This is a genomic window from Actinophytocola sp. KF-1 (assembly GCF_054661535.1).
This window is the reverse complement of sequence record NZ_BAAFVK010000007.1, coordinates 323835-339411: the sequence shown is the minus strand read 5'-3', so window position 1 is coordinate 339411 and position 15577 is coordinate 323835. Positions and strand designations below refer to the sequence as shown.

At 70.5% G+C, this 15577-nt stretch carries 14 protein-coding genes and 4 tRNA genes; 11 read left to right on the top strand and 7 right to left on the bottom strand.

Going from position 1 to position 15577, the window contains the following annotated elements; translation table 11 throughout:
• Window positions 1-143 precede the first annotated feature (143 nt).
• A complete protein-coding gene (locus tag ACYQ77_RS23115) occupies window positions 144-1013 on the top strand; it encodes a universal stress protein (RefSeq protein ID WP_459714593.1) in 870 nt (289 codons plus the stop codon).
• Window position 1014: 1 nt separating this feature from the next.
• Here the strand turns inward: ACYQ77_RS23115 and ACYQ77_RS23110 are convergent, their stop codons facing one another.
• Entirely contained in the window at window positions 1015-2094 is a 1080-nt protein-coding gene (locus ACYQ77_RS23110) for a carboxylate-amine ligase (RefSeq protein WP_459714591.1), read from the bottom strand.
• Between the two features lie 391 nt (window positions 2095-2485).
• On the opposite strand from ACYQ77_RS23110, the gene ACYQ77_RS23105 reads away from it, so the two are divergent.
• The 5 genes from ACYQ77_RS23105 to ACYQ77_RS23085 all read left to right on the top strand — a co-directional run bounded on the left by ACYQ77_RS23105 (window position 2486) and on the right by ACYQ77_RS23085 (window position 5169).
• Window positions 2486-2567, top strand: a tRNA-Tyr gene (locus ACYQ77_RS23105).
• 1 nt (window position 2568) lies between these two features.
• Window positions 2569-2641: transfer RNA gene (locus ACYQ77_RS23100), tRNA-Arg, on the top strand.
• Between the two features lie 14 nt (window positions 2642-2655).
• Window positions 2656-2785 (top strand) — tRNA-OTHER (locus ACYQ77_RS23095).
• A gap of 5 nt (window positions 2786-2790) precedes the next feature.
• Window positions 2791-2880: transfer RNA gene (locus tag ACYQ77_RS23090), tRNA-Ser, on the top strand.
• A 135-nt stretch (window positions 2881-3015) separates the two neighbouring features.
• Window positions 3016-5169, top strand: coding sequence for a TerD family protein (locus ACYQ77_RS23085; RefSeq protein WP_459714589.1), 2154 nt, complete (start codon window positions 3016-3018; stop codon window positions 5167-5169).
• 105 nt (window positions 5170-5274) lie between these two features.
• Here ACYQ77_RS23085 and ACYQ77_RS23080 read toward each other — a convergent pair whose 3' ends face one another.
• A complete protein-coding gene (locus ACYQ77_RS23080; protein WP_459714587.1) occupies window positions 5275-6459 on the bottom strand; it encodes an MFS transporter in 1185 nt (394 codons plus the stop codon).
• 49 nt (window positions 6460-6508) lie between these two features.
• On the opposite strand from ACYQ77_RS23080, the gene ACYQ77_RS23075 reads away from it, so the two are divergent.
• The gene (locus ACYQ77_RS23075) at window positions 6509-7183 is read left to right on the top strand and encodes a FadR/GntR family transcriptional regulator (RefSeq protein ID WP_459714585.1); all 675 of its coding nucleotides are present in this window, start codon (window positions 6509-6511) and stop codon (window positions 7181-7183) included.
• 44 nt (window positions 7184-7227) lie between these two features.
• Here the strand turns inward: ACYQ77_RS23075 and ACYQ77_RS23070 are convergent, their stop codons facing one another.
• Window positions 7228-8418 (bottom strand): glycoside hydrolase family 3 N-terminal domain-containing protein, encoded by a 1191-nt coding sequence (locus ACYQ77_RS23070; protein WP_459714583.1) that lies wholly within the window; start codon window positions 8416-8418, stop codon window positions 7228-7230.
• 690 nt (window positions 8419-9108) lie between these two features.
• Between ACYQ77_RS23070 and ACYQ77_RS23065 the strand changes: the two genes are divergently transcribed.
• Entirely contained in the window at window positions 9109-9564 is a 456-nt protein-coding gene (locus tag ACYQ77_RS23065; RefSeq protein WP_459714582.1) for a helix-turn-helix domain-containing protein, read from the top strand.
• A gap of 161 nt (window positions 9565-9725) precedes the next feature.
• The gene (locus tag ACYQ77_RS23060; RefSeq protein WP_459714579.1) at window positions 9726-10733 is read left to right on the top strand and encodes an ArsR/SmtB family transcription factor; all 1008 of its coding nucleotides are present in this window, start codon (window positions 9726-9728) and stop codon (window positions 10731-10733) included.
• Window positions 10734-10776: 43 nt separating this feature from the next.
• Here ACYQ77_RS23060 and ACYQ77_RS23055 read toward each other — a convergent pair whose 3' ends face one another.
• Entirely contained in the window at window positions 10777-11343 is a 567-nt protein-coding gene (locus tag ACYQ77_RS23055; protein ID WP_459714577.1) for a hypothetical protein, read from the bottom strand.
• Between the two features lie 387 nt (window positions 11344-11730).
• Entirely contained in the window at window positions 11731-11880 is a 150-nt protein-coding gene (locus ACYQ77_RS23050) for a hypothetical protein (RefSeq protein ID WP_459714575.1), read from the bottom strand.
• 200 nt (window positions 11881-12080) lie between these two features.
• Here ACYQ77_RS23050 and ACYQ77_RS23045 point away from each other — a divergent pair, with 200 nt between their 5' ends.
• On the top strand, window positions 12081-12551 hold the full coding sequence (locus ACYQ77_RS23045; protein ID WP_459714573.1) for a hypothetical protein: 471 nt from the start codon (window positions 12081-12083) through the stop codon (window positions 12549-12551).
• Window positions 12552-12720: 169 nt separating this feature from the next.
• On the opposite strand, the gene ACYQ77_RS23040 is transcribed toward ACYQ77_RS23045, so the two are convergent.
• Window positions 12721-13305 carry a Swt1 family HEPN domain-containing protein gene (locus ACYQ77_RS23040; protein ID WP_459714571.1) on the bottom strand — a complete coding sequence of 195 codons (585 nt, stop codon included), beginning with the start codon at window positions 13303-13305 and terminating at the stop codon, window positions 12721-12723.
• Between the two features lie 14 nt (window positions 13306-13319).
• Window positions 13320-13958 (bottom strand): DUF5343 domain-containing protein, encoded by a 639-nt coding sequence (locus ACYQ77_RS23035; protein ID WP_459714569.1) that lies wholly within the window; start codon window positions 13956-13958, stop codon window positions 13320-13322.
• Window positions 13959-14796: 838 nt separating this feature from the next.
• On the opposite strand from ACYQ77_RS23035, the gene ACYQ77_RS23030 reads away from it, so the two are divergent.
• Window positions 14797-15567 (top strand): hypothetical protein, encoded by a 771-nt coding sequence (locus tag ACYQ77_RS23030; RefSeq protein ID WP_459714566.1) that lies wholly within the window; start codon window positions 14797-14799, stop codon window positions 15565-15567.
• The last annotated feature ends 10 nt before the right edge of the window (window positions 15568-15577 follow it).

Below are 15577 nucleotides of genomic sequence, written 5' to 3'. Positions count from 1 at the left end.
ATGTGGTCGGACGGCTCCCCGCCCACCCTAACCGGTCGGCCGGTGCCGGTGGGGCGGGTCTTCCGACTCCGCCCACAGGTGGCGACCGGTGGTGGGCGGTGGCATCGTGGCCGGAGGTCATCGACACCCCAGGAGGACGACCCATGCCCGTGCCACCTGTCGTGGTCGGCGTCGACGGTTCCGAGTCCGCGCTCGAGGCGGTGCGCTGGGCGGCGGACGAGGCCCGGCACCGGGAGACCCACCTGCGCATCGTGCACGCCTACCAGATCCCGGTCGGCTACCCGGAGGGCTTCGTCGACGTCAGGATGTTGCACGACGCCCTTGTCGCGCAAGGGAAGGAGTGGCTGCACCGGGCCCGGGAGGCGGCCGGGGCCGCCGTGCCGGGCCTCGACGTCGAGGTCGTGGACGTCCAGGCGCCCGCCGTGCCCGCGCTGGAGCGGGCGGCGGCGGACGCTGCCGTGCTCGTGCTCGGCAGCCGGGGCCTCGGCGGGTTCACCGGGCTGGTCATCGGGTCGACCGCCGTCTCGCTGGTCACCAGGGCGACGTGCCCGGTCGTCGTCGTCCGCGAGCCGGGGCGGGACGGGCCGGTCGTCGTCGGCGTGGACGGGACGCCCGCGAGCGAGGCGGCGATCGCGTTCGCCTTCGCCGAGGCGTCCGCCCGCGACGCCGAGCTGGTCGCCGTGCACACCTGGACCGACCTGCTGCTGGAGATCGCGTTCGCCGGCGAGCCCGCGGCGCTCGACATCACCCGCGTCGCGGAGGAGGCGCACGAGGTGCTCGGCGAGCGGCTGGCGGGCTGGCAGGAGCAGTACCCCGACGTCCGGGTCACCCGCGAGGTGGTGCGGGACCGCGCGAGCCGCGCCCTGCTGCGGCACGCGGAGGGCGCACGGCTGGTCGTCGTCGGCAGCCGCGGGCGCGGCGGGTTCCGCGGGCTGCTGCTCGGCTCGACCAGCCAGCACCTGCTGTACCACGCGGCCTGCCCGGTCGCGGTGGTGCCGACCGGGCAGCCATGACTCAACCGCCGGTGGTCGCGGCCGCGAGCGCCGTGACCACCGCGCGGAAGTCCCCGTGCGCGCGCAGCACCGCCCGCTGCCTGCCTGCGCCGCAGCCGTGCGCACGCACCCACCCGAGGCACTGCGTGACCGCGTCCAGGTCGCCGAGCGCGTCGAGCGCCGGGCGCACGTGTGCGAACAACGCGTCCACCAGCGCCCAGCCCGCGACCGCGCGGCCGGTCATCGGGTCGAGGCAGCGGCGGTCCGGCCCGGCGAGCGCGGCGCGGGCGCACGCGGCGCGCAGCACCTCGTCCGGCACCCTGGGCACCGGTCGCCGCGCCTCGAGGGCCGTCGTCACGAGCGCGCGGGTCAGCGCGGCCTGCAGCACGGTCTCGCCGACCGTCATCGGCACGTCCGCGACCCGGACCTCCACCGTCGGCACGTGCCGGGACGGCCGGACGTACCAGTAGACCATCCCGGCGTCGAGGAGCACCTCGGCCGCGACGAGCCGCGCGACCAGCGCCTCGTACTCGTCGGCGGACCGGAAGTGCGGCGGCACACCGGCGACCGGCCAGCGGCCCCACACGGTCGTGCGCCAACTGGCGTGCCCGGTGTCGCGGCCGTCGAGGAACGGCGAGTTCGCGCCGAGGAGCAGCAGCGCGGGCAGCCACGGCCGCAGGTGGTTGCTCGCCAGCACCGCGTGCTCGAGGTCCGGCACGCCGACGTGCACGTGGCAGCCGCACATGCCCTGGTCGTCGGTGAGCGCGCCGTACGCGTCGACCAGCCGCCGGTACCTCGGTTCGCCCGTGACCGGCGGTGGGCCGGGCCGACCGAGCGGCGGGCTGCCGGTCGCGACGAGCAGCGCGCGGTGCCCGCGTGCCGCCGCGGCCAGCGCCCGCCGCCCGCGCAGCAGTTCGCGCCGCACGTCGTCGAGGCCCGCGCACACCGGCGAGACGAACTCGGCCTGGGCGGGGGAGAACTCGCGCTGGAAGTCCACATCGGACAGCTCGGCGACCGCGGCGCCGCCGGCGGGCACCGGCCGGTGCGTGTCCTCGTCGACGACGATGTACTCCTCCTCAACACCGACGGTCGGGGAGCCCATGCCTGCCATTGTCGCCGAACCGCCGCGCGCCCGGCACCGGCGAACGAGCGAATCCGTGCTCGTGTTTTTTCGCCGAAAATGGTTGACGGTGCCGGGCGGGACGGGACATGATTGCCGGGCCGGATCGAACAGGAGTGAATGATGACCGACCGAATGCACGAGAAGCCGACGGGGCACCTGAACGGTGTCGCGTCCGCCGTCGAGTGCCGGTCATATCGGCACTCGTACGAGCCAGGCTCCCCACCGTGACGTGGTGATGTCACGCCAGGGAGCCGTCCGTCGGGAATCCGACCGGGCGGCTTTCTTTATTTCGCCGTGCGCGAAAAACAATTGTTGGCCGACAACTGAACAGTGGCGCAGACATTTTCGCCCCGGCACAACGCGGGCGAATGGTGGAGCTGGGCTGTGGAGCCCGACCCGGCTGTAAACCGGGTGTCGCACGACAAGAGGTGGTTCGACTCCACCCTCCACCACACCCCGGTAGCTCAGCGGAGAGAGCGGCGGCTTCCGAGGCCGACGGGCGCCGGTTCGAATCCGGCTGGGGGTACGCATGTCTGTCTCGGGGTCGCTAGCTCAACTGGCAGAGCAGTCGACTGTGCAGCACGTCCGCTCTCCGCGCACGCGGGCATGGACGCGCTTCCTTCCACCTGTTGGATCGACTGGTTCGGGGTTCGAGCCCCCGGCGACCCCACCCCTGGAGGATTGGCCGAGCCCGGTAATGGCACCCGTCTCGAAATCGGTGGTCGGCGCGCGAGCGTCGCGCAGGTTCGAATCCTGCATCCTCCGCTGTGGCCGAGGCCCAAACGCGCGTGGCGAGGCGGCCACCCGGGATTCATAGCCCCGGGGACCCTGGATCGACACCAGGACGCGCGACCACATTTGCTCCACTGTGGACACCCGAACGACACGAAGGGAGGCCCCGTGTTCGAGGAGCTGATCATCCAGAAGACCCTGCGCGTGCCGGCGAGCACGGGGGCGGCCGGCGACGGCACGGCCGTGGCGCGGCAGCTGGACGCCGCGCTGCTCGACGTCGGGTTCACCGCGTCGCGGGCACTGCTCGCGCACGTCGGCGGGCTCGCCACCGGTCCCGCGCTGGACCTCGCGACCACGACCGTGGCCGCGGTGCGTGCGCTGGTCGGCGACCACGTGCGCCACAACGCCTACTTCATCGGGTTCCCGGACGACGTGCCGGACACCGTGGAGTTCTGGGTCGAGCGGCTGCGGGCCGCCGTCTTCGCCGACGGCGTCGCGGCGTCCGACGCGGAGCTGCGTGCCGTGGTGCCCGCGGTCGACCTGCTCAGCCTGCCCGGCTACGGCACCTACCAGCACACCTACGCCGAGCTGCTCGCCGCGCACGACGAGTTCGTCGCCGCGGCGGGGGACCGGCTGACCGTGCTGCACCTCGGGGACACCGCCGAGGTGGAGGCGACCCGGCTGTACCTGTCGCTGGCGGGCGGGTCGACGCCGCTCGGCGAGGCCGACCTCGCGGTGCTGTCCGACCTCGCGCTCGTGTGCGCCGAGGGCGAGCAGCCCGCCGCGATCCCGGTGCGGGAGAACCGGGCCGTGGTCAACGAGGTCCGGCTCGTCCTCGGCATGCCGCTGGTCGCGGTCGACACCACGACCGACGTGCTGCGCCTGGCGTGCCAGGCCTCCGGTGGCGACGTCTCCCTCGCGACGCCGACGCGGTTCCGCGCGTTCGGGCGCGCGGAGCGGCGGACCATGCTGGCCGCGCTGAACGACGTGGTCGCGGCGAACCCGGGCAAGCTCGGTGACGTCGCCCGGCACGCCGAGCCGTGGAAGCGGCTCGGCGAGCGGCTGCACCCGCACGAGTACGGCCGGTGGCCGCACGCGCAGGACGTGTTCGCGGTGGCGCGCGGGGAGCGCAGGGTGCGCAACCTCGCGGGCCACGCCGAGGCGGCGATCCGGGCCGGGGCGATCGGGACGGCCGCCTCCGTGCTGTCGTCCGCGCCAGGCCTGCTGCTGCGGTCGGCCGACCGGCTGCTGCGGCTCGCGTCGGCGGCGGAGCGGGACACGGTGGTCGAGGCGGTCGCCGGTGCGCTCGGCTCGGCGTCGGGCCGGGTGCTGTGCTCGCTGCGTGAGCACGTCGCCAACCGGACCGCGCCCGCGCCGTGCCGGATGTACGTGGGCCGTTCGCGGCACGCGCACGTCGGGCCGGACACGCGGCCGCCGCTGCCCGCCGACCTGGTGGCGGAGCTGACGGCGTGGCTCGACGCGGAGATCGCGGCGCGGCTGCCCGTGTTCGAGCGGCCGGTGCTGGTGGACCCGGACGTGCTCGACGTCGCCCTGCCCCTGTCGGGGAAGGCGGCCGAGGGCGGGTTCGCGGTGCTGCCGAGGGGTTCGCGTGCCCGGGTCACCGGTGAGCTGCTGCGGTTCTTCACCTACTGGCGGCAGACCGCGCGGCGCACCGACTACGACCTGTCCGTGCTGCTGCTCGACGAGCGGTTCCACACGGCCGGTCAGGTGTCGTGGACGAACTACCACCACGACGGCGCCGTGCACTCCGGTGACATCACCGACGCGCCCGACGGTGCGACCGAGTTCATCGACGTGCCCCTGTCGGTCGGCGGGCGGTACGTGGTGCCGCAGGTCAACATCTACTCGGGCGAGTCGTTCGACGAGGTGGCCGAGTCGATGTTCGGGTTCCAGGGCCGTGCGCGCGGCCAGCGGGGCGCGCCGTTCGACCCGAGGACCGTGCGGTCGCGTTCGCAGATGCGCGGCCGGGGCCGGGTGGCGCTGCCGGTGGTGTTCGCGAAGCGGAAGCGCGGCTGGGAGGCCGTGTGGCTGCACCTGTACATGTCGGGGCGCCCGGCGTTCAACCGGGTGGAGGAGAACAGGTTCACCACCGCGGACCGGGTGCGGGCACTGGTCGAGCGGCGGTACCTGACCATGTCCTACCTCGTGGGCCTCTGGGGCGCGCGGAACGACGTGGCGGTGTGGGACGGGCGGGTGCCGGACGAGCCGGTGACGTTCGTCGGCATCGAGGCACCCGACGGCCTGCCGGACGGCTCGGCGGTGTACACGCTGGACCGGCTCAGCGCGCTGATGCCGGTGTGACAACCGAGGCCATGCGGACGCTTCCTCCTATCCCTTTCCCGGAACCCAGCGTCCGCGCTCTCCTCGGGCCCGTGGCCGGCGGGAACTCCCCGCCGGCCACGGTGGTCACACGAACCGGTCCCGCCCGGCGAGGCCGCCGACGACCGCCTGCGCGACCAGCACGACCGTGACCATGAGCAACGGCACGGTCCAGCCCGCGGTCACGTCGTGCAGCAGGCCGAACACCAGCGGACCGGGTGCGGCGATGAGGTAGCCGTAGCCCTGGGCCATGGCCGACAACGACGCGGTGTCCGGACCACTGCGGGCACGCAGCGCGATCGTCGTCAGCGCCAGCGAGAACACGGCCATCCCGACGCCGACGAGGACCGACCACAGCACCGGCGCGGCCGACGGCGCGACGACCAGGCCGACGATGCCCGCCACCCCGATCACGCTGTGGCCGACGATCCACCACGTCTGGCCGCCCTGCCGCGCGGCGATCGCGGGCACGACCAGGCTGATCGGCACGGCCAGCAGCGAGATCATGCCCTGCAGCAGGCCCGCGGTGCCCCTGCTGACGCCGGCGTCCATCAGCACCAGCGGGAACCAGCCCATGACGATGTAGGCGAAGAACGCCTGCAGCCCGAAGAAGACCGTCACCGTCCACGCCAGCCGGTTGCGCAGGAGCGAACGGCCCCGTGCCCGGCCAGGGCCGCGGCCCGCAACCCGGCCGCGGATGGCGACGAGCCACACCACCAGCGCGACGGCGGCGAGCACCGCCCAGCCCGCCCACGCCGCGCGCCAGCCGCCGAGCAGGTCGTCCATCGGCGGCGCGGCGGCCGAGCCGAGCGCGCCGCCGCCCTGCAGCGCCGCGGTGTAGACGCCGGTCATCATGCCGACCCTGGCGGGGAAGGAGTCCTTCACCACCACGGGGATCAGCACGTTGGCGAGCGCGATGCCCGCGCTGGCGACGAGCGTGCCGCCGAGGACGACCAGCGGGCCGTCGAGCACCCGGAGCACGAGCCCGAGCCCCAGGACACCCAGCGCGTACGCCACGGCCGCGCCGATGCCGACGCGGCGGGCCAGCGCGGGCGCGGCGAGCCCGGCGACGGCGAAACACACGCCGGGCAGCGTCGTCAGCAGGCCTGCCCAGGTCGCGGTGGCGCCGAGGTCGGCCTGCGCCTTGTCCAGCAGCGGCCCGACGCTGGTCACGGCGGGCCGGAGGTTCATGGCGGCGAGCACGACGGCGACCGCGAGCAGCACGCCACCGCCGACACGCGTCGCGACCCTGGGCTCTGTTCTCACGGACACGACGAGTAGTGTAGGCAGACATAGGATGATTGGGTGAAAGGACGTATCCGTGCCGTTGGCCACAACGCGCCGCGCCGGCCTGGTCGACCAGGTCATCGACCAGCTGCGGGAGGCCGTCCGGCAGGGCGAGTGGCCCGTCGGCAGCCGCATCCCGACCGAACCGGAACTGGCGTCGACCCTCGGCGTCGGGCGCAACACGATTCGTGAGGCGGTGCGGGCGCTGTCCCACAGCGGCCTGCTGGAAGTCCGCCAGGGCGACGGGACGTACGTCCGCGCCACCAGCGAGGTGTCCGGTGCCATCCGCCGGTTGTGCGGTGCGGAACTGCGCGAGGTGCTGCAGGTCCGGCGCATGCTGGAGGTGGAGGCGGCCCGCCTGGCGGCGACCGGCCGCACCGAGGACGAGCTGGCCCGGCTGCGCGACCTCCACGACCAGCGGGACGCCGCCCAGCGCGACGCCCGCTTCGCCGACTTCGTCCACGCCGACGCGGAGTTCCACCTCGCGGTGGTGGCGTGCGCGCACAACGCACTCCTGACCGAGCTGTACCGGGGCCTGACGGAGACCGTCACGGCATCGGTCGCGGCCACCACCCACCGGGAACTCGGCCCGGCCGAGCACATCCAGCACCGCGGCATCATCGACGCGATCGCCGACCGCGACCCGGTCCGCGCGGCCGAGGAAGCGGCCCACTTCCTCGACGAACTGCTGGCCGGCCTGGACCGCTGACGAACTCACGCCACGCTCCGGCGCACGGCCGCCCCGGCACCTCGCTAGACGCAGCCGGTCTTGAGCCGGAGCACGTGCGTCACCGCGTCCCGTACCCGGCTCGCGGGCAGCTCACCGGTGCGGACGGCGCCTTCGAGCCGGTCCAGCACCGGCGCGGCGGGCGCGGGCGCCGACCACAGCGCGATGTCGGCACCGGCCGCGATGGCCGTGGCCACGGCGTCGGGCAGCGAGTACGAGTCGGTGACGGCCCGCATCGCGCCGAGGTCGTCGGTCATCGCCACGCCCGTGAACCGGTAGTCCTCCCGCAGCAGCCGGTACGCGGCGGGGCTCAGTGACGCGGGCACGCCGTCGGTGAGGCCCGGCACGTCGAGGTGCCCGAGCATCACCACCGGCTGGCCCTGGGGGATGAGCGTGGCGTAGGGCAGCAGGTCGTCGGCCCGCAGCGCGGCCAGCGGCGGCGTGCGCACCAGCCCGAGGTGCGAGTCGCCGCTGCCCCTGCCGTGCCCGGGGAAGTGCTTGAGCACCGGGATGACACCGGCGCGGCGCAGCCCGTCGGCGTACGCGCCCGCGTACGTGCCGACCGTCGCCGGGTCCGGGCTGAACGACCGGTCGCCGATGACCGTGTTCGCCGGGGCGTCGCTGACGTCGACGACCGGCGCCAGATCCATCACGACGCTGCGGGCCCGCAGCTGCTCGCCCCGGCGGTGCGCGAGGGCGGTGACCTGCGCGGGGCTCATGGTGGCGGCGAGACGGCGGGCGCTGGGCGCCGGCCCGTCGAGCGCGTCGATGCGCTGAACCCGCCCGCCTTCCTCGTCCACGGCGGTCAGCAGCGGGACGGGTGCCTTGGCACGCAGCGCGGCGAGCCTGCCGCCGGTGAGCAGGCGGGTCGCGGTGCCGCCGATGAAGACCGCGCCGACCCGGTCGACGGTGACGACGTGGGCGGCGGCGACCTCGTCGGCGGGGTCGAGACCGGCCATCACCAGCTGGCCGAGCCGGTCACGCAGGGTCAGCTTCGCCGCCAGCGTGCCGCAGGCGTTCGCGGGCGGCGGCGGTTTCGTGGTCGTCGTGGTGGCCCTCGTCGTGGTCGGCAGCTCCGAGGTCGGCGCGGGGTCGACGGCGAGCCGCGGCGCGGACGGGGGTTCCGGCGCCGCGGGCCGCACCCCGAACCAGCAGGCCGCGGCGCCGACCGCGCACGCCAGGAGCAGTGCGCGGGTCCGTGCCTGTGGTCGTCGCAATCCTCGTCACTTCCGGAACAGCGTGTCGCCGGTGACCTGCCGTGCGTTCTCCACCCGGGAGTCGTTCCTGCTCTCGCGACGTTACCGAATCGTCCCGGCGAACGAAAATCGAGACGCGGGGGAAAGTGGACACATACATGGTGATTCCCGCACCGCGGGGCCGCTCGTGTGTCCACTGAGGATCGCCCCGGTAGTCGTCCGCCGACGAGGGCCGCCACCGGAGGTCCTCGTCGCCGAACAGCACCAGCAGCAGCTTGCCGACGGTGGCGTGCCCGACCCCGAGCCGGTCGAGCACGGCGCCGACCGCCCGCACCCGGGCAGGTCGACCCGGACGACGTGGTGGGCACGGGTCAGGAACGGGGACCAGCGGGTCCCACGTCCGGAGCGACGCGGCGGTCCCGTGGATGAGCAGCAGCGCAGGTCCGTCCTGCTGTGTGTGGATCGCGGTCATGAGGAGCACCTTCGCCGCCGGTGCGCGGCGCGGGATTGGAGAAAAGTTCCGCAGCATCCTCGTGTTCGACGGGACCATTGCCGTGGCAGGCACGGCAGGCAGCTTCGTGATGGGACTGGGCTTCGGCGACACCCTCCACGCCCTGCGCGCGGAGTCCTTCCGGTGCCCGCGGGTACGCCTGTCACCGGTGGTGGCACACGCGGTCCTCGGCCCGGCGGTGACGGAGCCGGCGGGGGACCGTGAGCCTCGACGAGCTGGCGCCGCTCGCGGAGCGGCTGGGCGAGCTCGGCTCGTGGCAGGAGCGCTTCGCGTGGACGGACAGGTGGCCGGCCGGGCGGTGGGGCGCGCAGGTGGACCGCGAGGTGACGTGGGCGTGGCACCGGATCAGCGCGAGCCGCGGCACGGTCCGCGTCGAGGACCTGGCGGCCGAGCTGGGGTGGAGCCGCACACGCCGGTGGACGCGGTTCCGGTCCCGGATCGGCCTGCCGCCCAAGCGAGCCGCGAAGCTGGTCCGCTTCGACCACGCCGTCCACGGCCTGGTCGCGGGTCAGGCGGCGGCAGGCGTGGCGGCGGACACCGGCTACGCCGGCCAGTCCCACCTGCACCGCGACGTCACGGAGTACACGGGCGTGACCCCGGCAACCGTCGTCGACGAACCGTTCCTCGCCGTGGACGACGTCGCACGGGGATGGTGAAGCCGCCGCGAGGCGTCACGTAAGGGAGCGTTCCCTTACGATGGTGAGGCAGGCATACCGGAACCGCCGATTCCTCGCGCGGCCGATCGGTGTCTGTGCTTTCGGAGGACGTCAAGGGGCTTCGTCCGGCTGCTGGGAGCCGGCAGAGGAGACACCGGGGGGTGAGGCGGTTGCTGCGCGTCCATTTCACGCTCGACGATCTGCTCCGGGTACGGGTTCTCGACGAGCCGCACCCGTTGTGGGAGACGCTGCTGAGCATGCACATGGTGCAGACGCAGCAGGGCGCCGTGGTGTTCGGTGAGTGGCGGCGGCTCGCGCGGGCGGCGCTGCGGCCGTCCACGCGGGCGTTGATGGCGCTGGCCCGCCCCCAGGGGTACTCGCCGGACTTCCTCACCCCTGCGGTCGAGAGCGCCGACCTCGACACCGCGCTGGAGGCGTTGCTCAGTACCGAACGGCGGGTCCTGCGCGCCGACATCGGTGTGCTCGCGGCGGAGCGTGCGGTGCCCGCGTGGATGCGCGACGTGGCGGACGGCGATGTCCCGACGCTCAGCCGTCTGGCCGACGGCATCAGGCACTACCACCGGACAGTGCTGGCGCCGCACTGGTCGACGATCCGCGCCCACGTCCGCGAGAACCGGGCGCGGCGCGCGGAGCTGGTGGTGAGCAGAGGTCTCGAGCACGTGTTGCACACGCTGCACGCCGGAGCCCGCTGGGACGGTCAGGTCCTCGCGCTGCCGTACCCCGTCGACCAGGATCTGCACCTGCGCGGGCGCGGCCTGACGCTCGTCCCGTCGTTCTTCTGCTGGCAGAACCCGATCACGCTCGCCGACCAGGACCGGCAGCCCGTGCTGGTCTACCCGGTCGAACGCGGCCTCGACTGGGTGACCACCACCGATGCCGGACAGCCGCGGCGTTCGCGTTCACTGGTCGCGTTGCTGGGCCGCACGCGGGCGGCCGTGCTCCTCACGATCGCCGAGCGACCGCACGTGAACACGACCGAACTCGCGGCGGCGCTGGGCACGTCCCCGGCGAGCGCGTCCCAGCACGCGACAGTGCTCCGCGACGCGGGGTTGGTGATCACGCGTCGCCACCACGGTTCGGCGAGGCACACGTTGTCCGATCGCGGCGCTCTCCTGCTCGAGGTGCCCTACGCGGACCGTGCCGGGTGACGGCGACGGGCCGCACTCACGGGATGCGGCCCGTCGCCGGCGGTCAGCAGTTCCTGACCGTGTGGATCCGGTACCAGGGCACCCACTCACTCTCGTCGTGGCGGGCCGGCGGCAGGTTCTCGCTGGTGCCGCCGTCGAAATACACCGTCGGGACAGTGCCGGCGGTCTGGTTGTTCTGGTAGGAGCCGATGGTGACCCACGGAATGGGGTAGTAACCGCAACTCCACATGCCGATGTTGTCGCCGGTGTAATGCTCGTACTGGTACGCGCAGAACCATTCGTAGTTGGCGGACGCCCCGGCACACTGGGGAACTCCCGCGGCCCCGAACTGCCGCGGCGTGGCCTCACCCGGTACGGCGACGGTCAGCACCGCCCCGCCCAGGTCGATCTGGTTCGGCGACACCTGCGTGCCGCGCCCCTCGAGCGCGACGAGATAGCGGTCCACCTTGGCCTGCAGGGCGTCGGCCTTGCCGGTCGCGAGCCCCGCGGCTCGCGCCTGCCCGACGAAATCGATGCGATCCGCCGTCGCACCGGCCACCCCCATGCCGGAAATCGTCATGAGCAACGCCACGACCACGCCGCCCAGCAACACACCAATTCTGGATTTCACCGGTTGTTTCCCCCGTATCAGGTGATTCGGTTCTGACAAAAACCCAACCAGAAGGTCGCGTCCCGTTCAACGGTTTCGGATATGGCTGAAACCGCCAGGAGCCGAGGCCTGGCCGGCGGCCCGGCCGTGACGGGTCCGGGGCGGCGGAGTCGGTGACGCCGGCGTCGGCGAGGTCCCGGGTGTCGAGGAAGCCGATCCGGCTGTCGCCGGTGCCCGCGCACACGTCGTTGTCCTCGCGCAGCCTCCTGACGAAGACCTGCTCGTCGTCGAAGTTCTGCAGAACCAGTTCTGCCACAGAATGATCCACCGCTTGCCGGAGTTCTCCACAGCCAGTTCAGGGCGCGCGACGCGGCGCCTCCGGGGCGTGGTCGACGCCCATGGCAGCCATCAGCACCACGTGCCGCACGGAGGAGCCGAAGCAACCAACCGGGCGATGATCTCCGCGGCGTTGTTGTCACCCTCGAGCTCCTTGACGAACAGCGAGTCGGCGTCGCCGAGCGGCGGCGACCAGTTCGTCTCGTCGTACCAGACGGTCACGCCGGTGATGTTCACGACGGACAAGGGGGGCCTGACGACCGGACGATCAGGTGGGCGCTGACCGGTTGGACCTTCAACACGAAGCGGCGGGAGATGTGCAAGCCGCCTGAGATCGCGCGGGCGCTGGCTTGGGTCGCGGCGCACACGCTGCCCGTGTCTCGGAAGGAGGATTTCGCGATGCTGCGGCAGGCTCACACGCCTTGTCGTTGAAGCTCGACGGCAAGCAGGCGGCCGCGAAGACGTTCACGCGGAAGCGGGCGGTGCTTTACAACGCTCTCGACTACGCGGTCGAGTTGCAGGCGCTCGGTGCGAACAACCTCGGAGCCGTGAAGTGGACCGCGCCCAAGACGGTCCGGGCCGTCGACAAGCGGGTCGTGATCAACGTCCGGCAGGGGGAGCGGCTGCTCGACGCCGTGGCCGCACAGGTCGTGGAGGGGCAGCCTCGGCGGTCGTCCGGGCCGATGCTGCGGGCGTTCTTCGCGGTCATGTACTACGCGGCGTCGCGGCCCGAGGAGGCCGCGATGCTCTGCCCGGGTGTGGGACGACGCGCGGAAGGCGGCGTTCTCGGAGCAGGAGTACGTCTCGCTCTTGGCGCGTCGGCCGTACGACCTCCGGCATGCCTGCGTGTCGACGTGCCTCGCGGCCGGGGTGCCCTCGACTCAGTGCGCTGAGCGGGCCGGTCACAGCGTGGCTGTGCTGCACCAGATCTACGCGAAGGTGATTGGTGGTCTCGAGGCAGCGGCGCACGAGCGGAGCGAAAAGGCACTCGGTTGGTATGAAGGAGCGAAGTAGAGTAGTGACGTGGCCTGCTGTCGTGCCGCAGGCCGCGTCGCGCTCTTCTCAGTCCATAAGTCGGAACCAGTCGCGCACAGACAGTCGAAGTCTGACAATCTCGTCTTCGGCGAGTGCACTGCAGTGCGCGATTGGCCCGCGCAGTGAGTTGAGGTTGGACATTACGCGTTCCACTGCTTTTCTGCTCGATAGCATTCCTCCGAAAACCGACCAGTTCGTCTTTATTATCTCGGCCAGTTCGCCGAATGTTGTAAAGTCCAGCGCGTCATCTGAGCGTGGCGTCATGCCTGTGTCAATCTCGCGTTGTCGTCGGTTTTCGACGTCGGTCCTTATCTTCTCTGGAACGCTCACCTGCCACCAGTCTGTGGAGTCCAGAGATTTTAGTGCGTCGGTTATAAAGGCCCTGATTGTTTTCTCTAGTGAGTAGAAGATCTCGTAGTGCGGTGCCATGCGTGCAGCTTCGGAGCGAAACTCCTTCTCGATCTGAGGATAGTATGAGGTGTCTCGCTCGGGTTGGTCGCGCTCGCGATGGACTACATTGATGCCGAGGTGACCTTCGACTTGACTCAGATTATGTTCGAGTAGAAGATTTGTCATCATGAACTGCTTGACTCTACCTAGCTCGTCGGACATGCGTGGCCCCCATGTCAGCTCATAAGATGTTGATGCAAGCTCGTGAAGATCGCATCAAAGACGGCGACATCGGACGTGGCGGGGAGGTTGAGATTTATGGTGTAACCCAGGTTTATGCGTCCGGTGGGCGTGTGAACAGCGTTCGAAGATGATGAGCTTGGTTGGATGGTGGTTCGCGGATTGGTCTCAGGCTCATCATCTTCATCGGCGGTCAAATTGGGTTGATCAAAGTTCGCGTACGCCCGCAGTGTCTTGAATGAGCCGACCATCGCTTGGAGGGTGGAGCTGCTCCCTTCGACGCCCGACGCTTGAATGATGAGGCCCTTTAGTTTATCGTCAGAAAGCTCGTGGACGCGCTCGTCCATCTCATAGAGGCGATTAAAGCCAGTTCGTAGTGCGGTAGCGGCGGCTGAGCCAGCTTGTGCTTCGTTGCGGAACTGCTTGTATAGTTCAGTCGGGGTCCCATCCGATGAGAGGAAACCAGTCTTTTTCAAGAATGGGATTACGGCTTTGGCTGTCCCGCCTTTGATGTTCAGGCGTGTAGCTAGAAAATCTTGCGTGAATCGATCTGGAGTTTGCGCGCGTTGGACTGCATCAAGGGTTTTTGTGATGTATCCGTACGCCATGACGTAGGGGATGCCATCGTTGGCCATGTGAACCTCGCTCGCGTGAATGCCAGAATTTGAGAGCGAGCCGCGCATACGTGTCCTTCACGTATCGGGCTACATGGAACTTTCTGTGGCTCACGATCGCTAGAGCGCAAGGTTTGAACGTTAGCTATTGAGGCGAAGCGAAGCAAGTCTTAACACCCAATAGAGTGGCTGCTGGTCGACTGGATGTTGCTCGTGCGCTGCGAGTCTTCAGCGGGCGCGGCAGTGGATGAGTTGATACGGCGCCGTGCCAGGTCGCTGACACGCCCTGTGCCGAGGTCGCCCTCTCGCGCTCGCGGCAGCTTTCGAACCGGCTGACTGGGATGGGGTGAGGTTGTCTCACACATGTGCGAGACCGACAAACGCGAGTGGTCGTCTGTGCGCGAGGGTCCCCCCTGCGGGGGAGCGACGGGGGAGTGATCACCCGGCTTCAGCCGGATCTGACGGACAGAACCGGTTACCCCATGATCAGCTGCGGGGCCATCGTCGCAGGTCAAAGCGCCTGGTCAGCGGCGGTGTGCGGGGGTGCCCCCGGGGCGGCTCGCGCAGGATGCACACGGATTGCGAATCCGTCCAGCACGCTCGAACGGCTGACTCGGGCAGGCATCGCTTGGCGGGGAAACCGCTGGTCGTTGAGGCGCGGGTGCCGTTGGTCATGGAGCGTCGGAAGCAGGTGGCGCAGTGATCACCTCGAGGCCGATGCACGAAGCAGTACCCGGTCGCCGGTGTGACCCCTCGGCGGGCCACTACACAGAAGAATGTCGCTCTGACCAGGGCATTCGTCCTGATTTCCTGGTGATCGAGGGCAGCGTTCGCCTGGACGAACCGGGCGGTGACCGTGATGACCACTGAGACCCCAAGGTCTGGCCCGTCTCCCGAGTCAGCCGTCGTCGTGCGGGTGGTGACTGTGATCATCGGGGTGGTCGTGGGGCTCACGTTCATGTTCGGTTTCGGGAACGTGCTGAACCTGGCACTCCGCCTGGGCGTGCCTGTGTGGGTCGCGCCGCTGGTCGCGCCTGCTGTCGACCTGTCGGTGATCGGGCTCTTGTTGGGAACGCGACACCTCGCGCTTGCCGGTGCTCCTGCGGCGCAGTTGCGGCCAGCGCGGCGGCTGTTGATCTTTGCGAGTGTGGTCACCTTGGCGTTGAACGTCGCGGACCCGCTCGTGACCGGGGAGTACGGGAAGGCGGCGTTTGACGCGGTCGGTCCGCTCCTCCTGATCGGCTGGGCAGAAGTCGGCCCTGGCTTCTTGCAGGCGATCGGTGAATCAGGGGCGCCGGAGGTCACGCACGGCGTCCTCGCCGCCGGGCCGGTGAACGTGCGCGAGCTCGCTGTCCTCGATGCTGGGGAAACCGCGGTTGAGCAGGGCGAGGTCGATCAGGTTGAGTTCGATCGGCCGCGGCAGAGTCGCTCCCTCGATGAGCTCTTGGAGCAAGCTCGGAGGGAGGACACCGCGCACCGCAAGGCGCACCAGAAGCCGATTTCTGCGGATACGCTTCGTGTCGCGCTCGGGATAGGCGCGACTCGGGCTCGACGGCTTGTCAAGATCGTTCGTTCCGAGCATCAGGCGCAGCATGAATTGGATCAGTGTTCGGACGTGATTCCGGTGTAGCCGACACAGT